This window comes from Streptomyces hygroscopicus subsp. hygroscopicus, assembly GCF_001553455.1.
In the GTDB taxonomy this organism is placed as follows: domain Bacteria; phylum Actinomycetota; class Actinomycetes; order Streptomycetales; family Streptomycetaceae; genus Streptomyces; species Streptomyces hygroscopicus.
In genome coordinates, this window is the sequence record NZ_BBOX01000166.1 from 1 (window position 1) to 15447 (window position 15447).

16 protein-coding genes are annotated in these 15447 nt (G+C 72.0%); 9 read left to right on the top strand and 7 right to left on the bottom strand.

Features of this window, described 5'->3' with window-relative positions; genetic code table 11:
* The coding region (locus tag AXW62_RS18485; RefSeq protein WP_060945500.1) for a right-handed parallel beta-helix repeat-containing protein at positions 1–446 on the bottom strand (446 nt) is incomplete at its 3' end.
* Between the two features lie 358 nt (positions 447–804).
* Between AXW62_RS18485 and AXW62_RS18490 the strand changes: the two genes are divergently transcribed.
* The 3 genes from AXW62_RS18490 to AXW62_RS18500 all read left to right on the top strand — a co-directional run bounded on the left by AXW62_RS18490 (position 805) and on the right by AXW62_RS18500 (position 3267).
* Positions 805–1749: a PAC2 family protein gene (locus tag AXW62_RS18490; protein WP_060945501.1), complete on the top strand. Its 945-nt coding sequence runs from the start codon at positions 805–807 to the stop codon at positions 1747–1749.
* Between the two features lie 115 nt (positions 1750–1864).
* On the top strand, positions 1865–2473 hold the full coding sequence (coaE, locus tag AXW62_RS18495) for a dephospho-CoA kinase (RefSeq protein ID WP_060945502.1): 609 nt from the start codon (positions 1865–1867) through the stop codon (positions 2471–2473).
* 413 nt (positions 2474–2886) lie between these two features.
* A complete protein-coding gene (locus AXW62_RS18500; RefSeq protein WP_060945503.1) occupies positions 2887–3267 on the top strand; it encodes a tetratricopeptide repeat protein in 381 nt (126 codons plus the stop codon).
* 81 nt (positions 3268–3348) lie between these two features.
* Here the strand turns inward: AXW62_RS18500 and AXW62_RS18505 are convergent, their stop codons facing one another.
* Together AXW62_RS18505 and AXW62_RS18510 are read right to left on the bottom strand one after the other, a co-directional pair.
* A complete protein-coding gene (locus tag AXW62_RS18505) occupies positions 3349–3555 on the bottom strand; it encodes a hypothetical protein (RefSeq protein WP_060945504.1) in 207 nt (68 codons plus the stop codon).
* A gap of 141 nt (positions 3556–3696) precedes the next feature.
* Positions 3697–3993 (bottom strand): DUF6343 family protein, encoded by a 297-nt coding sequence (locus AXW62_RS18510; protein ID WP_079105626.1) that lies wholly within the window; start codon positions 3991–3993, stop codon positions 3697–3699.
* Between the two features lie 154 nt (positions 3994–4147).
* Between AXW62_RS18510 and AXW62_RS18515 the strand changes: the two genes are divergently transcribed.
* A complete protein-coding gene (locus tag AXW62_RS18515; protein WP_079115680.1) occupies positions 4148–5356 on the top strand; it encodes an ADP-ribosylglycohydrolase family protein in 1209 nt (402 codons plus the stop codon).
* 183 nt (positions 5357–5539) lie between these two features.
* Here the strand turns inward: AXW62_RS18515 and AXW62_RS18520 are convergent, their stop codons facing one another.
* Positions 5540–6763: an FUSC family protein gene (locus tag AXW62_RS18520; RefSeq protein ID WP_079105629.1), complete on the bottom strand. Its 1224-nt coding sequence runs from the start codon at positions 6761–6763 to the stop codon at positions 5540–5542.
* Positions 6764–6833: 70 nt separating this feature from the next.
* On the opposite strand from AXW62_RS18520, the gene AXW62_RS18525 reads away from it, so the two are divergent.
* Complete coding sequence (locus AXW62_RS18525; RefSeq protein ID WP_030840886.1) at positions 6834–7304, top strand: type II toxin-antitoxin system PemK/MazF family toxin; 471 nt, start codon at positions 6834–6836, stop codon at positions 7302–7304.
* Between the two features lie 517 nt (positions 7305–7821).
* Here the strand turns inward: AXW62_RS18525 and AXW62_RS18530 are convergent.
* Positions 7822–8364, bottom strand: a complete 543-nt coding sequence (locus tag AXW62_RS18530) for a DUF1697 domain-containing protein (protein WP_060945506.1) — start codon at positions 8362–8364, stop codon at positions 7822–7824.
* 77 nt (positions 8365–8441) lie between these two features.
* Here AXW62_RS18530 and AXW62_RS18535 point away from each other — a divergent pair, with 77 nt between their 5' ends.
* The gene (locus AXW62_RS18535; RefSeq protein ID WP_060945507.1) at positions 8442–9089 is read left to right on the top strand and encodes a nucleoside/nucleotide kinase family protein; all 648 of its coding nucleotides are present in this window, start codon (positions 8442–8444) and stop codon (positions 9087–9089) included.
* Between the two features lie 217 nt (positions 9090–9306).
* Here AXW62_RS18535 and AXW62_RS18540 read toward each other — a convergent pair whose 3' ends face one another.
* Together AXW62_RS18540 and AXW62_RS18545 are read right to left on the bottom strand one after the other, a co-directional pair.
* Complete coding sequence (locus tag AXW62_RS18540) at positions 9307–9987, bottom strand: methylated-DNA--[protein]-cysteine S-methyltransferase (protein WP_079115681.1); 681 nt, start codon at positions 9985–9987, stop codon at positions 9307–9309.
* A 649-nt stretch (positions 9988–10636) separates the two neighbouring features.
* Positions 10637–11515: a glycerophosphodiester phosphodiesterase gene (locus AXW62_RS18545; RefSeq protein ID WP_030840898.1), complete on the bottom strand. Its 879-nt coding sequence runs from the start codon at positions 11513–11515 to the stop codon at positions 10637–10639.
* Between the two features lie 228 nt (positions 11516–11743).
* Between AXW62_RS18545 and uvrB the strand changes: the two genes are divergently transcribed.
* The 3 genes from uvrB to AXW62_RS18560 all read left to right on the top strand — a co-directional run.
* Positions 11744–13891 (top strand): excinuclease ABC subunit UvrB, encoded by a 2148-nt coding sequence (uvrB, locus tag AXW62_RS18550; protein ID WP_060945508.1) that lies wholly within the window; start codon positions 11744–11746, stop codon positions 13889–13891.
* Positions 13892–14089: 198 nt separating this feature from the next.
* On the top strand, positions 14090–14668 hold the full coding sequence (locus AXW62_RS18555; RefSeq protein WP_030840904.1) for a TerD family protein: 579 nt from the start codon (positions 14090–14092) through the stop codon (positions 14666–14668).
* 201 nt (positions 14669–14869) lie between these two features.
* Positions 14870–15447 (top strand): TerD family protein (locus AXW62_RS18560; protein WP_169808148.1); only part of this gene is annotated, 578 nt, incomplete at its 3' end.

A 15447-nucleotide genomic window follows, 5' to 3' on the forward strand; every position in this document is an offset into this window, starting at 1 on the left:
CCGCCTCGCCGCACGCTGACCGAAACGGAGTCCACCCTCACGCTCCGGGCGCCGTCGATCCGGATGCCCTCCCGGCCACCGCGGACGGTGATCCCGCTGACGGTCCAGTACGAGGCGCCGTTCAGACGCAGTCCGCAGCGGCCGCTCGCGATGAGGACCGCCTTCGGCGAGCCGGTGAGGGTGATCCGCGAGCCCGGGGTGCCGGAAACGGTGATCTCGAAGCCGCCGTGGTACCTGCCGTCGGCGAGCCGGATCGTATCGCCGGGCCGGGCCGCGGCGAGGGCCTCCCTGAGCCCCTCCGCGTCGGATACGGCGATCGAGGTGGCGGCGGGGGCCTCCCGTGCGGTGGTGCCCGCCGCGATCAGCCCGCCGGCGCCGAGCAGTCCGGCGGCGAAGGCGGCGGCGAGGGCGCGTAATCGGGTGGGGGTGCGGCCGGGGGAGTGCATACGGGCTGCCTTCCTGTGCCGTGGCCAGAGGAGCCGGAGGAGCCGGAGGAGAGTCAGAGGAGTCAGGGAGTCAGAGGAGTCAGGGGAGGGGGACGGGGATCGGTTCTGGCCAGTGAACGCCGGATGACATGGTGAACCGCTGACGGCTCGCGAAGATAGGCGTGCCGCATATGCGCGTCAACCCCGCGACGTGCGCCGACGTTGCGCCGACGTCTGGATCGGGCCGCTCCCGTACCGCCCGAATGGGCGTCCGGCGAGGCGCGGTTCACCGCCGCCGGGTGATCGGACCTCCCGTTCGGGGAATGACCCCGCCCCCGTTCGGTGTTCTTCGGTGCGAACACGAGGAGGAGCGGTCACAGTGCATGATCCGCAGGAGTTGTACGCATGGGAACCGAGCGGACTGGCGGAGGTCGACGCGATAGCTTCGCGGGACTCGGCCGGGCTGGTGCTGCTGTACCACTTCGACGGCTATATCGACGCCGGCGAGGCCGGGGACCAGATCGTCGAGCGGCTGCTCGACGGCCTGCCACGCAAGGTCGTCGCGCGCTTCGACCATGACCGGCTGGTCGACTACCGGGCCCGTCGCCCCCTGCTCACCTTCCAGCGCGACCGCTGGACCGCGTACGAGACCCCGAAGATCGAACTGCATCTGGTGCGCGATGCGACCGCGGCCCCGTTCCTGCTGCTCGCCGGACCGGAGCCGGATGTGGAGTGGGAGCGGTTCGCGGCGGCCGTGCGCCAACTGGTCGAGCGGCTGGGCGTGCGGCTCGCGGTGAACTTCCACGGCATCCCGATGGGCGTTCCGCACACCCGCCCGGTCGGCATCACCCCGCACGGCAACCGTACCGATCTGACACCGGGGCACCGCGGCTACTTCGACGAGGCCCAAGTGCCCGGCAGCGCCGAGGCCCTGATCGAGTACCGGCTCGCCGAGGCGGGCCACGACGTGCTCGGCGTCGCCGCGCACGTACCGCACTACCTGGCCCGGTCGGCCTATCCGGACGCGGCGCTCACCGCGCTGGAGGCCATCACCGCGGCCACCGGTCTGGTCCTGCCGGGGCCGACACACGCCCTGCGCAACGACGCCCTCAAGACGCAGGAGGAGATCGAGCGGCAGATCTCGGAAGGGGACGAGGAGCTGGTCGCGCTCGTACGGGGCCTGGAGCACCAGTACGACGCGGTGGCCGGGGCCGAGAGCCGCGGCAATCTGGTCGCGGAGCCGACCGAGCTGCCCTCGGCGGAAGAACTGGGGGCCGAGTTCGAGCGGTTCCTGGCCGAGCGGGAGGGCGAGGGCGGGGCCTGAGCGATGGCCCCGCGAGCCGATGGCCCCGCGAGCGATGACTCCGCGAGCCGATGGCCCCGCAAGCGATGACCCCGCGAGCGATGACTCCGCCGCCGTGCCGTATAGCGTGGGCCCCATGCTGAAGCTGGGGCTCACGGGCGGAATCGGCGCGGGTAAGAGCGAGGTCTCACGGATCCTGACCTCGTACGGGGCGGTGCTGATCGACTCCGATCGGATCGCTCGTGAGGTGGTGGAGCCGGGCACGCCCGGACTGGCCGCCGTCGTCACCGAGTTCGGCCCCGAGGTGCTGACCGCCGACGGCCGTCTGGACCGGCCCCGACTGGGCGGGATCGTGTTCAACGACCCGGAGCGGCTGAGCGCGCTGAACGCGATCATCCACCCCCTGGTCCGGGACCGCTCCGCCGAGCTCCAGGCGGCGGCGGCCCCGGACGCCGTCGTCGTCCATGACGTCCCACTCCTGGCCGAGAACCGGCTGGCTCCGCTCTACGACCTGGTCATGGTCGTGGACGCCACCCCCGAAACCCAGCTCGACCGGCTGGTACGGCTGCGCGGCATGACCGAGGACGAGGCGCGGGCCCGGATGGCGGCACAGGCCACCCGCGCGGACCGGCTGGCGGTCGCCGACATCGTGATCGACAACAATGGCCCGATCGAGACGCTGGAGCCTCAGGTCCGGAAGGTCTGGGCGGACCTGGTGAAGCGGGCGGCCGACGCGGAGGGCTGAGCGGGGGGCACGGCGGTCGGCCCCCGGAGGGGTTGGGCCGGGGTGTGGCGGTGGGCGCGGACAGTCTGGGCGGGGCGTGACGGTTGGCGTGGGCGGTCTGGTGGGTTGGCGGTGCGGGTGGTCGGCGCCGGGAGGGGTTGGGCCGGGGTGTGGCGGTGGGCGCGGACAGTCTGGGCGGGGCGTGACGGTCGGCGCGGCCGGTCTGGTGGGTTGGCGGCGCGGGTGGTCTCGCCGGGGCGGTAGGTCGGCGCGGAAGCGTTGGGCCGGGGCGCGGCGCGGGGCGTGAGGGGCGTCGTGGTGGGGAATGCGCTGTGCGGGGCGCTTGTTGTGCTCCCCGTACAACCAACGATCACCCGTGACGGTTCCATCCCATCCCCCCACCACCGAGCAAGCATCCGGGGAAGGAAACGGCTGTGCCCGAGCCCACGCCCGAGACCCACGTCATCGACTACCGCGCCGCTGAGCAGCTGCTGGCCGCCCGCGATCCACGGGGCGCCGTGAAGCTGCTCGACTCGGTCATCAGCGCTCACCCCGAGAACACGGCGGCCCGGCTGCTGCGGGCGCGTGCCTTCTTCGGCGCGGCGCAGCTGCGCTCGGCGGAGCTGGAGTTCCAGCTTGTCCTGGAGCGCGAGCCGGACAACGCCTTCGCCCACTTCGCCCTGGCCCGCACGCTGGAGCGGGCCAACCGCCCGGCCGAGGCCACCCGGCACTTCCGGCTGGCGGCGGCGCTCGACCCTCGTCCGGACTTCGTGGCGGCGGCCCGGTTCGGCGAGAAGGGCGGAACGGGCGGATAGCCGGGGTGCGGGCCGGAGCGCGGGCGGGGGCGCGGTGCGGCCGGCCCGGATTCCGCCGTATCCGCCGGTGCCGGCTCCCGGTCATCGCCAGAGGGCGAAGCCACCGAGGACCACCGCACCCATCAGCACCACGCCGCCGAGCCCGAGTGCCACTCCGCGCTGCCGGGCGAGGTCGTACGGGTGGGCCTCCCGCTGCCGCTCCGCCTCCCGCCGCCCGTACGGCTCTCCGGTCCCGGAGAGCATCAGCCCGAGCGCACAGAGCGCGATGCCGATCGCCAGCACCCCCATGACGGCCCCCCTGTCGCGGCAGGTACGCGGCTGGTACTCGGCAGTATCTCCCGGAACGCGGCGCTCCCGGCCGTCGATATCCCGTCACCGGACGAGAAGACGTTTGGGGCCGGGGTCCGGCGGCCGTCGGGCCGAAGCCGTTCAGCGCCGCTCGTGGCTCCGTCCGCGTTCGGTGACCGGTGAGTACGGCGGCACCTCCGGGCCGGGCTGATAGTGGGGGCCCTGCCGGATGTGCCGGATGACCAGGACCACGTCGACCAGTGTGACGAGGGCGAGCGCCGCACACGCGGCCGCCCATCCCGGCCGCCCCGCGACCGCGAAGGCCACCGCGCCGCCGAGCGTCCAGAGCAGCCCCCATACGGCCAGTCCCAGCCGCATCCGCAGCGGGCTGCGCGCGTGGAGGGGTTCATCACCCGTGCGGATCAGTCGCATCGGCATGGCACCGCATCTCCCGTTTGATACCGGTTTCGTCGGTTTCCTTCCGCTTTCTTCCCTTTCGAATCTACCGCCGGGGGACGCCTCCCGATACCTGAGATCATGGAGCGGGCATCCGGCCGGGACGGCGTGGGACGAGGACGATGAGGAGCTGCCAGTGATCCGCCAGTCATGGGACGAATCGGCCGCCAAGCGGGCCCGTATCCGCGGCTGCCTGCTGGGCGGGGCGATCGGCGACGCCCTCGGCAACCCGGTCGAGTTCCTCTCCCTGCGGGCGATCCGTGAGGCCCACGGCGGCTCCGGCGTCACCACCCTCGTCCCGGACGGCAGCGGCGTCGTGGGCCGGGTCACCGATGACACCCAGATGACCCTCTTCACGGCGGAGGGCCTGATACGGGCCCATGCCCGGTCCTCGTCCAAGGGCCACGGCGGAGCCGAGACCGCCGTCGTCCGCCATGCCTATCTGCGCTGGCTGGACACCCAGAACCACCCCGGGCCGCCGCCCGCCGAGGGCACCGGGGACCTGGTCCGCTCTGGCTGGCTGCGCACCCAGCCCTGGCTGTACGCGCGCCGCGCCCCCGGCAACGCCTGCCTCTCCGGCCTCGCCACCGAGCACGTCCCCGCCCCGCGGGCGCCCCTCGACGGCACCCCGGGCCCGGTGAACTCCGGCTCCAAGGGCTGCGGCACCGCGATGCGCTCGGCGCCGTTCGGCCTTACCGGGGACGACCCCCGCGACTGCTTCGAACTCGCCGCCCGCTGCGCCCAGATCACCCACGGCCATCCGACCGGCTACTACGCGGCCGGGGCGCTGGCCGCCATGATCGCGTGTCTGCTCGAGGGCGAGTCCCTCGAAGGCGCGACCCTGCGCGCCCTGGAACTCCTCGCCCGCTACCCCGGCCACGAGGAGACCACCGCCGCCCTCCGCAAGGCGGTCGACCTGGCGGCCGAGGGCGAACCGACCCCCGAGAAGACCGAATCGCTCGGCGCCGGCTGGGTCGCCGAGGAGGCGCTGGCCATCGCGGTCTACAGCGCGCTGGCCCGCACCCCCGCCCAGCAGATCCTCTACGGTCCAGGCGGCGAGATCAGCTACGAGCCGACGCCCCCGCGCACCCCCGTCCAGGCGGCCCTCCTGCTCTCCGTCAACCACTCGGGCGACAGCGACTCGACGGGCGCCATCTGCGGCAACCTCCTCGGCGCCCACCACGGTGACCTCCGCCTGCCCCCGTCCTGGCTGTCCCGGATCGAGGGCCGTGGCACGATCGCCGAACTCGCCGACGACTTCGCCTTCGAGTTCCACCGCTCCGTGGAGCTGTATGAGCCCTACGACGACGTCGTCTTCCCCCGCGACCGCTACCCCCTCACCTGACCGCGCCGGCGGCGGCCGGTCACCGGCAGCCGCCCGGGCGGTCCGCTGGGGCCGTCCCGGCTGGGGCCGTCCCGGCTCGGTTGTCCCACTCGCCGTTCCACTCGCCGTCCCACGCCGCCACCCCGCTCGGGGTCATCCCACTCGGGTCACCCCGCTCGGGTTTTCCTGCTCGGGTCATTCCGCTCAGGTCATCGTGGAGCCGTCCGTGGGGTCGCCCCGGACCCAGCGCTGGATCCTGTGGAGGGTGCGGAAGCGCTCGCGCTTCTCGCGGGTGCTGCGGTCGAGTTCTTCCATGAGGCGCATGGAGCGCTGCTCCATGTCGAGTTCGTCGAGGATGCGGTCGATCTCCGCGAGCAGGGCACCGTGGAGCTGCCACTGGCGGGGGTGCTCCTGAACGCGGTACAGCAAAAGATCGGCGGCGCGGTCGCGGCTGGCGTGGGCCTTGACGAGCTCGCTGGCGAGGCGGGATTCGGCTTCTTCGGCGTTGGCGGTGACCTGGGTGGTGACCAGCACGGCGAAGCTCTCGACGGCGGCGGCCAGGTGGGTGAAGAGGCCCGTCAGGGCCTCCGCCACCTCCGGCGGGAAGAGGGGCTCTTCTGTCCGCTTCTTGGCGAGGTCGGTCAGGCTGCGGGTCATGACGCGCAGGATGACGGTGCAGATCTCCAGCGTGTCCAGCCCGGTGCGGAGCACCACGCGGTAGAGGAGCCCCTCCTTGACGCGGGGGTTGAGCCGCACGCTGTCCTCCGCCTGCCGGAGCGCGGCGTCGACCTGGGCGATGTCGTGGTCGAGGCGGCGGGCCTCGTGGAGGCGGGCGGCGGCGCGGTCGACGGCGACTTGGCTGCCGAGCTCCTCGGCGATGTGCAGCATCAGCTGACGCATCCGGCGGGCCAGGTCCTCGATGGACTGGCCGGCCGTCTCGACCCACACCGGAGGGGCGAGGAAGAAGTTGAAGGCCATTCCCACACCGGCCCCGATGAGGGTCTCCAGCACCCGGTCCCAGGCGTATGTGGTCACCTGCGTCACGCCGAGGACCAGCATGGCGCTGATCGCCACCTCCTGGACCCAGTCGCCCACCCGGGTCAGGTAACCGGCAGTCTGCGCGGCGAGGATGATCAGGGCCAGACTCCACCAGGTCAACCCCACCAGCAGGCTGAAGCCGATGGCGATCAGGACACCCACGACCACCGCCTGGACCCTTTGGAGGCTCCTGGTGAGGGTCGCGTAAAGGGTGACCTGGACGACGAGGAGGGCGGTGAGCGGGGCGGTGAGCGGGGCCGGCTCCTTGCTGAGTTTGAGGGCGACGACGTAGGCGATGGCCGCGGCCGCCGTGGAACGCACGGTCTGGACGACGACCGGATCGTGGCGCCGTTTGACGAGCTCCGCCAGTGGGTCAAGAACATCAGCCACGTACATGCACCTTCCACGCCGAAGGGGCCGCCATGTCACCGACCTTCGCGGACGGGTTAACGTGTCGCGGGTGATCAGGCCATTCAACGGAACGCAGGGGACGGAGGACGGCGCGGCGCTTCCCGGAAGCACCGGCCCGGCCGCCACCGTCGAGGCTCATCCGCGCCAGGTCGGGCGGGTGCGGACGGAGTACGCACCCGATCCGGACGGGGACCCCGACCCCGGGGAGATCGTCTGGACCTGGGTGCCCTTCGAGGAGAACGACGGCCGTGGCAAGGACCGGCCGGTGCTGGTGGTCGCGCGGGAGCGGGGCGGGACGCTGCTCGCCGTGCAGCTGTCGAGCAAGCGGCATGACGACGACCGCGAGTGGGTGCCGATCGGCTCCGGGCCGTGGGACCGGGCCGGGCGCGACTCATGGGTCGATCTGGACCGGGTGCTGCGCGTGCATCCGGACGGGATGCGGCGCGAGGCGTGCGCCCTCGACCGCCCGCGCTTCGACCTGGTCGTGATGCGGCTGCGGCGGCGGTACGGCTGGAACTGAGGCACCCGCCTGACGCCGGGGACACCCGCCTGGGGCGCTGATGGACGCGCGTTACGCCGGGGAGTGCTGACGGAACGCGCTTCACGTTGGGGAGTGCTTGGGGCGCGCCTCGCGCTGGGGAGTGCTGTGGGGCGCGCGTTACGGCGAGGCGTGCTGAGGGGCGCGCGTGGCGCCGGGGAGCGCGCTCGGGGCGATGGGGGCGTGTTGTGTCGGGGAGCGCTGACGGAATGCGCTTCACGTCGGGCAGCGCTGTGGGGCGCGCGTTACGACGAGGCGGGCTGAGGGATGCGCGTGGCGCCGGGGGAGCGTGCTCGGGGTGCTGGCAGACGCGCGGACGCGCTTTACGCACGAGATGCGCTGGTGGAACGCGCTTCACGCCGAGGAGGGCTGACAGAACGCGCTTCACGCCTCGGAGCGCCGATGGACGTGCGTTTACGTCGAGGTGCGCGCTGAGGGACGCGCCTCACGTCGAGATACGCTCACGCAACCCCCTCCCCCTCCACGCCGAGGAGACGTCTCAGGCGTCGGCCAGCGCCAGCAGCCTGGTGACCGTGTTCCAGTTACGGGCGGTGGCCGCTACGCCGAGCCGGGCGTTGCTGACCTTCGCCGCGAGCTTGGAGCGGCCGACCCCGTCCGGGCAGCGCAGGAAGATCTCGCGGCCGATGAGGCGGAACTCGTCCGGGGCGTAGGCGGCCGGATCCAGCGCGTCCAGCGCGGACGTGTCCTGGGGCACATCCGCCAGGAAGACCACGTGCAGGGTCTTCGGCTCGGCCGTGGCGTCGGGAAAGGGATTGGCCTCGACCGTCGCGGCCAGTTCCTCGCGCGTACGGACCATGACGGGCACGGGGAAGCCGAGGTCGGCGGCGAAGCGGTGCTCGAGCGTACGCGCCGTCTGCTCGGGCGGGGTGCCGGGGTCGGCGAAGACGATGTTGCCGGTCTGGAGGTGGACGGTGACGTGTCGGAAGCCCAGCTCGGCCATCAGCTCACGCTGCCGCGCCATGGGGAACTTGCTGTTCCCGCCCACGTTGATGCCGCGGAGCAGCGCTATCTGGGATGCCATGGCCGGAGCGTACCTCCCCGGGCCGCGGAGCCCGGGGCCCTCGGCCCGTGCGGGGGAGCCCACGGCATGATGGGGGCGTGCGGCTCGAAGCGATCACCTGGGAACGGCTGACCGACGCGACCGCCGACCGCATCGCCGGGCTGACGGCGGCGGACGGCAGTCCCTGGCTGAGGGTGGCCGTCGACGGGGCTCCGGCGGCGCCCACCGCCGAGCTGGCGCGGGATCTGTCCGAGGCGCTCCGGATCCGGGGGCGTCCGGTGCTGACGGTCGCGGCGGCGGGGTTCTGGCGGCCCGCATCGCTGCGCTACGAGTACGGCAAGCGGGACGCTGACGCCTACTACGACCGCTGGCTGGACACCGGCGCCCTGTGGCGTGAGGTGTTCACCCCGCTGGATCCGGGGCCGGGCGGCACCGGCAGGGTGCTGCCCGACCTGTGGGACCCGGCGACCGACCGGGCCACCCGGAGCCCGTATGCCGAACTTCCGCGTGGCGGGGTGCTGTTGCTGCACGGCGCGCTGCTGCTGGGGCACTGGTTCCCGTTCGACCTGTCGGTGCATCTGCGGCTGTCCCCGGCCGCTCTCGCCCGCCGCACCGAGGAGGACGCCCAGTGGACCCTGCCGGCCTTCGCGCGCTACGAGGACGAGGTGGGGCCCGCGGAGGCGGCGGACGTGGTGGTGCGGGCGGACGACCCCCGGCACCCGGCCTGGCACCGCCCGGAGGGGTAGCCGGGTACGCTCCGGGCGGTGCGCGGGGGAGGACAGCGGGTATCGGCTGACGGTCTCTTTGTCGACTACTCGGCCGTGAACGGTGCCGGGCTGGTCCGCGGCTCGGTGTCGATGTCGAGGTTCCGGTCCTCGCCGCATGAGGTGCCACAAGACGGCCGAGGAATTCCGGAACAAGATGTGTCCGCTCCGGCCCGGCGGCGTGATACGCGGAAACGCTTCAGAAGAGCGGTCGCGGAAGAACGCCCTCCAGCGCCAGCAGGGTGCGCTTGGTCTCCAGCCCGCCGCCGAAGCCGCCGATGCCGCCGCCGCTCTCGACCACCCGGTGGCAGGGGACCACGACCGGCAGCGGATTGCTCCCCATGGCCACGCCGACGGCGCGGGCGGCGCCCGGCTCGCCCACCCGGTCGGCGAGGTCCTGATAGCCGACGACCGTGCCGTAGGGGACGTGGGCGGCCAGCTCGCGCAGCACCCGGCGGTTGAAGCCGGTGATCAGGGACCAGTCCAGGGGAAGCGTGAACGCCTTGGTGTCGCCGGCGAAGTAGCTCTCCACCTGCCGGATCGCCTCGCCGAGCTGCTCGGTACAGCGCGCCACCGGCAGGGCAGCCGCGGCGGAGGGGGCCGCGGAGGCGGGGGCCGTGACGGCCGGGGACGCGGGCCGCAGGGACGCGGACGGCTGGGACGTGGGCTCGGCCCCGAGGCGGCGCGTGAGCCTCGCGACGGCCTCGGCCGCCGTCTTCTCCTCCGCGTGGAAGACCACCTGGACCAGCCCCTCGTCGGTGGCCGCGAGCAGCAGCGGGCCGATGGGCGTGGCCGACACCGCCCAGGCCCAGGCACGCGCTTCCCGCCGCTCGGACCGCTCCCGCGGGTCCGGCTGTTTCTGCCGCTCTGCGATCGTCACGCGTTCAGCGTAGAACCCACCACCGACAGCGCCCCGCCGACCGGTCGGCGGGGCGCCCCATCCAGCACACTCCGGCCCACGCGGCCCCTGGGCCGCCAAGCCCAGGGCTGATCGTGTTCCCTGGGTGACGCGTCCGTGCTCCGCGTGTCCGTGGGTGGTCCGTGGCCCCTGAGAGACGTGGTCCATGGGTCGCGCGGCCCTGGGTGACGTGGCCCGTGGGTGACCGTGCTTCGTGGGTCACCAGGCTCGGTGGGTCACGCCGTCCGTGGGTCTCGTGGCCCGTGGGTCCCCAGGCCCGGTGGGTCGCGTCATCCGTGGGCGGCGCCGTTCGTGGGTCACGTCGTCGCCCTGGGTGACGTGGCCCTGGGTGACGCGGTCCGGGGGTCTCACGGCCCGTGGGTCACCAAGCTCGATGGGTCACGCGATCCGGTGTGACGTGGTCCGTGGGTCACCAGGCCCGGTGGGTCACGCCATCCGTGGCTGACGCCGTCCGTGGCTGACGCCGTCCGTGGGGCACGCGCTCCCTGGACGGCGCCGTCCGTGGGTCACGCGGCCCGGGTGACGCTGCCCGGGTGACGCGGCTCGTGGGTCACGTGGCCCCGGGTGGCGCGGTCCCGCGTGACGCGGTCCCGCGTGGCGCGGCCCCTGGTCACGAAGCGTCGTCGAGGGCGTCCCGCACCACGTCGGGCTTGTTGGTGATGATGCCGTTCACGCCCATGCCCGCGACCGAGACCGCCGACGGGCCGTCGTTGACGGTCCAGGTGTAGACCTCCAGCGGCTTGCCGTGCGCCCCGTCCACGGCTCGCACCGCGGCCACGTAGTCGGCGTCGATGGTCTTGTAGCTGGGGTTGATCTGGTCGGAGAACTCGGCGTACTCCGGCAGATCGGCGACGGCCGGGGTGCCGAGGAAGCCGGTCTTGACGTCCGGCCGCAGCCGGTGGACCGTCCGCATGGCCTCGGCGTTGAAGCTCTGCACGATCAGCCGGCGCTTGTGCCGGTGGTCCAGCCAGCCCTCTCTGCGCAGTTCCCGCAGCGTCTGCCGTTCGATACCGGGGTACAGCTCGGGCGACTTGAGCTCCAGCAGGAGTTTCTGGTGGTTGTCCGAAACCCGGTCCATGTACTCCTCCAGGGTCGGCACCGTCTCGCCCTGGAAGTCGGCGCCGAACCAGCTTCCGGCGTCCAGCTTCTCGATCTCGTCGAGGGTGAAGTCGGAGATGTTCCAGGGGGCGCGGTCGGGGAAGACCTCCTCCACGTTGGTGGTCCGGCTCAGCGTGGTGTCGTGCATCACGATCAGCTCGCCGTCCTTGGTGCGCTGGACGTCGTTCTCCACCCAGTCGATGCCCAGGTCGTCGGCGGCGTCGACGGCGGCCAGGGTGTTCTCGGGGGCGTACCCGGAGGCCCCGCGATGGGCCACGGTGACCGTGTGGTGGTGCGGATGGCCGTCGGCCTGGGCCGCTGCCGTGGGGAGGAAGAGCGCGGACATCCCGATGAGCGCGCCGGTTAACGCGGCGGCCGGGCGGATCTGCATACGGACTCCTCGCATCGTCTGACTCTCGTCTGAACCCATGGACGGGCAATGGACGGGCAGAGGGTCCCAGATGCGCGCCAGTGGAGGATAGGTGTCGGATGGACGGAAAATTCACGTGACGGGCGACATCATGCGCATGATCACCCGCTCCCGGGCCGGCGGGCCGGGGAGCGGGGGGTGCGCGGGAGTGCCCGGCCGTTGTCGGTGGCGAGTCGTACCGTTGGTGACATGCGGCCCGTAACTCAGCTCGAACGCAAGGTGGCGCCCTTCGAGGTCGTCAGCCCCTATCAGCCCAGCGGTGACCAGCCCACGGCCATCGCCGACCTCGACCGGCGCATCCGCGCGGGGGAGAGGGATGTGGTCCTGCTCGGCGCGACCGGCACCGGCAAGTCCGCGACCACCGCGTGGATGATCGAGAAGCTGCAGCGGCCCACGCTGGTCATGGCTCCGAACAAGACGCTGGCCGCCCAGCTGGCCAACGAGTTCCGCGAGCTGCTGCCGAACAACGCGGTCGAGTACTTCGTCTCGTACTACGACTACTACCAGCCCGAGGCGTACGTCCCGCAGTCGGACACCTACATCGAGAAGGACTCCTCGATCAACGAGGAGGTGGAGCGGCTGCGCCACTCGGCGACGAACTCGCTGCTCACCCGGCGTGACGTGGTCGTGGTGGCATCCGTCTCCTGCATCTACGGCCTCGGCACGCCGCAGGAGTACGTGGACCGCATGGTGCCGCTCAAGGTCGGCGAGGAGATCGACCGCGACGAGCTGCTGCGCCGCTTCGTCGACATCCAGTACGCCCGCAACGACATGGCGTTCACCCGGGGCACCTTCCGGGTCCGCGGCGACACCGTCGAGATCTTCCCGGTCTACGAGGAGCTCGCGGTCCGCATCGAGATGTTCGGTGACGAGATCGAGGCGCTCTCCACGCTCCACCCGCTCACCGGCGAGGTGCTCAGCGACGACCAGGAGCTCTACGTCTTCCCGGCCAGCCACTATGTGGCCGGGCCCGAGCGCATGGAGAAGGCCATCGCCGGGATCGAGGCCGAGCTGGCGGAGACCCTGACCCGGCTGGAGAAGCAGGGCAAGCTGCTGGAGGCCCAGCGGCTGCGGATGCGCACCACCTACGACATCGAGATGATGAGGCAGATCGGCACCTGCTCGGGCATCGAGAACTACTCGCTGCACATCGACGGCCGTGAGTCCGGATCCCCGCCGCACACCCTGCTCGACTACTTCCCGGAGGACTTCCTCCTGGTCATCGACGAGTCGCATGTCACGGTGCCGCAGATCGGCGCGATGTACGAGGGCGACGCCTCCCGCAAGCGGACCCTGATCGAGCACGGCTTCCGGCTGCCCTCCGCGCTCGACAACCGCCCGCTGAAGTGGGAGGAGTTCCTGGAGCGCGTCGGCCAGACCGTCTACCTCTCCGCGACCCCGGGCCCGTACGAGCTCTCCCGGGGCGATGGCTTCGTCGAGCAGATCATCCGACCGACCGGCCTGGTCGACCCCGAGGTCGTCGTGAAGCCGACCGAGGGCCAGATCGACGACCTCATCCACGAGATCCGCACGCGCACCGAGAAGGACGAGCGCGTCCTGGTCACCACCCTCACCAAGAAGATGGCCGAGGACCTCACCGACTACATGCTCGAGCTGGGCATCCAGGTGCGCTATCTGCACAGCGACGTGGACACCCTGCGCCGGGTCGAGCTGCTGCGCGAGCTGCGCGCCGGTGAGTTCGACGTGCTGGTGGGGATCAACCTGCTGCGGGAGGGCCTCGACCTTCCCGAGGTCTCGCTGGTCGCCATCCTCGACGCCGACAAGGAGGGGTTCCTGCGGTCGGGCACCTCGCTGATCCAGACCATCGGCCGTGCCGCTCGTAACGTGTCGGGCCAGGTGCACATGTACGCCGACAAGGTCACCCCGGCGATGGCGAAGGCCATCGAGGAGACCAACCGCCGCCGCGAGAAGCAGGTCGCGTTCAACAAGGCCAACAAGATCGACCCGCAGCCGCTGCGCAAGAAGATCAACGACATCGTGGCCCAGATCGCCCGTGAGGACGTCGACACGGAGCAGCTGCTCGGCACCGGCTACCGCAAGGCGAAGGACGGCAAGGGCGCCAAGACCCCCGAGCCGGCGGCCGGTGGCAAGGCGGCCAAGGGCGGCAAGGGGGCGAAGGCCGCCAAGGGCAAGGCCAAGGAGCCGGTGCTGACCGATCGGCCCGCGGCCGAACTCGCCGAGCAGATCGAGGAGATGACCGACCGCATGCGGGCCGCGGCGGCGGAGCTCCAGTTCGAGGTGGCGGCACGGCTGCGCGACGAGGTCGCGGAGTTGAAGAAGGAGCTGCGGCAGATGCGGGAGGCCGGCGTCTCCTGACGGCGAGGGCGCCCCGGGCCCGCTCGGGGCGCCCCGCGCCTGCGCTGTGTTGCAAGACCGACACAAAAGCCCGCTCGTCCGGCCGGAGCCCGTGCGGCAGTGCATAGGGTTTTCGGGAGGGCCGTGCGCGACGGCGCGGCATCGGCCGCGCACCCGCGGCGGCCACGGGGAATCGAGAGACGAGAGTAGGGACAGCGCGTGACGGTCAACATGTCCAAGGGACAGGCCATCAGCCTGCAGAAGTCCGACGGGGGCACCCTGACCGCGGTACGGATGGGGCTGGGCTGGCAGGCGGCGCCGCGCCGCGGGCTGTTCGGCTCCCGGACGAGGGAGATCGACCTCGACGCGTCGGCGGTCCTCTTCGCCGACAAGGAGCCGACCGATGTCGTCTTCTTCCGCCACCTGGTCAGCGATGACGGTTCGGTCCGCCACACCGGTGACAACCTGGTCGGCGGCGCCGGGCAGGGCGGCGACGACGAGGCGATCCTGGTCGACCTCCAGCGGGTGCCCGTCCATATCGACAAGATCGTCTTCACGGTGAACTCGTTCACCGGCCAGACCTTCGCCGAGGTACAGAACGCTTTCTGCCGGCTGGTGGACGAGACCAACGGCCAGGAGCTCGCCCGCTACACCCTCACCGGCGGCGGGCAGTACACCGCCCAGATCATGGCCACGGTCCAGCGGGTGGGCGGCGCCTGGCAGATGAAGGCGGTCGGCGAGCCGGCCAACGGCCGCACCTTCCAGGACCTGATGCCGCACATCCTGCCGCATCTGTGAGCCGCCGCCCAGCGAGCGGCGGAGCAGCCGAGCGGTGCGGACGCCGCGGAGGCGAACCGCGAAGGTGAGCGCGTCGGCCCGGTGGAGCACAGCCCGCCGGGCCGACGCGCTCACCGCACCCTCCGCACGCATACGTCCTCGGCACGTACACGCCAGACACACGCATACGCCAGACAACGGAACACAACGAGGGGACGAGCCATGACGGCCGAGCTGGTCCGAGGGCAGAACCACCCCCTGTCCCAGACCCGTTTGGAGATCCGGATCTCGGCGGGCCATCCGATCGTGGCCGGGGCGACACTCGGCGATGAGCGGGGCACGGTGCGCGGCGCCGAATGGGTCGCGCACCCCGCCTCGCCCCAGCTGGCCGGAGTGGAGGTGCCCAAACAGGCGGCGGCCGACCACCGGATCGCCGTGGACCTCGACGCGATGCCCGAGCACATCCACCGTGTCACCGTGGCTCTCGCGCTGCCGGCCGGCGTCGGCGGCCCGGCCCGGTTCGGCGCCGTGGCCGCTCCGTCCGTCGCCGTCACCGGCCTCGACGGCACCGAGATCGCCGGTTACACCATCACCGACCTGGACTCGGAGTCCGCGGTGGTCGCCCTGGAGCTCTACCGCAGGCAGGGCGCCTGGAAGGTGCGCGCCGTCGGCCAGGGGTACGCGGGCGGTCTGGCCGCCCTGCTCCAGGACCAGGGCCTGGACCAGGGCGCGGAACTCGCGGAGCGGATCAACGAGGCGGTGGTGCGCGGCATGGCCCGCTCGGTCGCACAGCCCCCGCC

Coding starts and splice junctions, on each gene's coding strand:
- coaE (WP_060945502.1), top strand. CDS start 1,865: ATGCTGAAGCTGGGGCTCACGGGCGGAATCGGCGCGGGTAAGAGCGAG.
- AXW62_RS18505 (WP_060945504.1), bottom strand. CDS start 3,555: ATGGGGGTGCTGGCGATCGGCATCGCGCTCTGTGCGCTCGGGCTGATG.
- AXW62_RS18510 (WP_079105626.1), bottom strand. CDS start 3,993: ATGCCGATGCGACTGATCCGCACGGGTGATGAACCCCTCCACGCGCGC.
- AXW62_RS18530 (WP_060945506.1), bottom strand. CDS start 8,364: ATGGCATCCCAGATAGCGCTGCTCCGCGGCATCAACGTGGGCGGGAAC.
- AXW62_RS18545 (WP_030840898.1), bottom strand. CDS start 11,515: ATGCAGATCCGCCCGGCCGCCGCGTTAACCGGCGCGCTCATCGGGATG.
- uvrB (WP_060945508.1), top strand. CDS start 11,744: ATGCGGCCCGTAACTCAGCTCGAACGCAAGGTGGCGCCCTTCGAGGTC.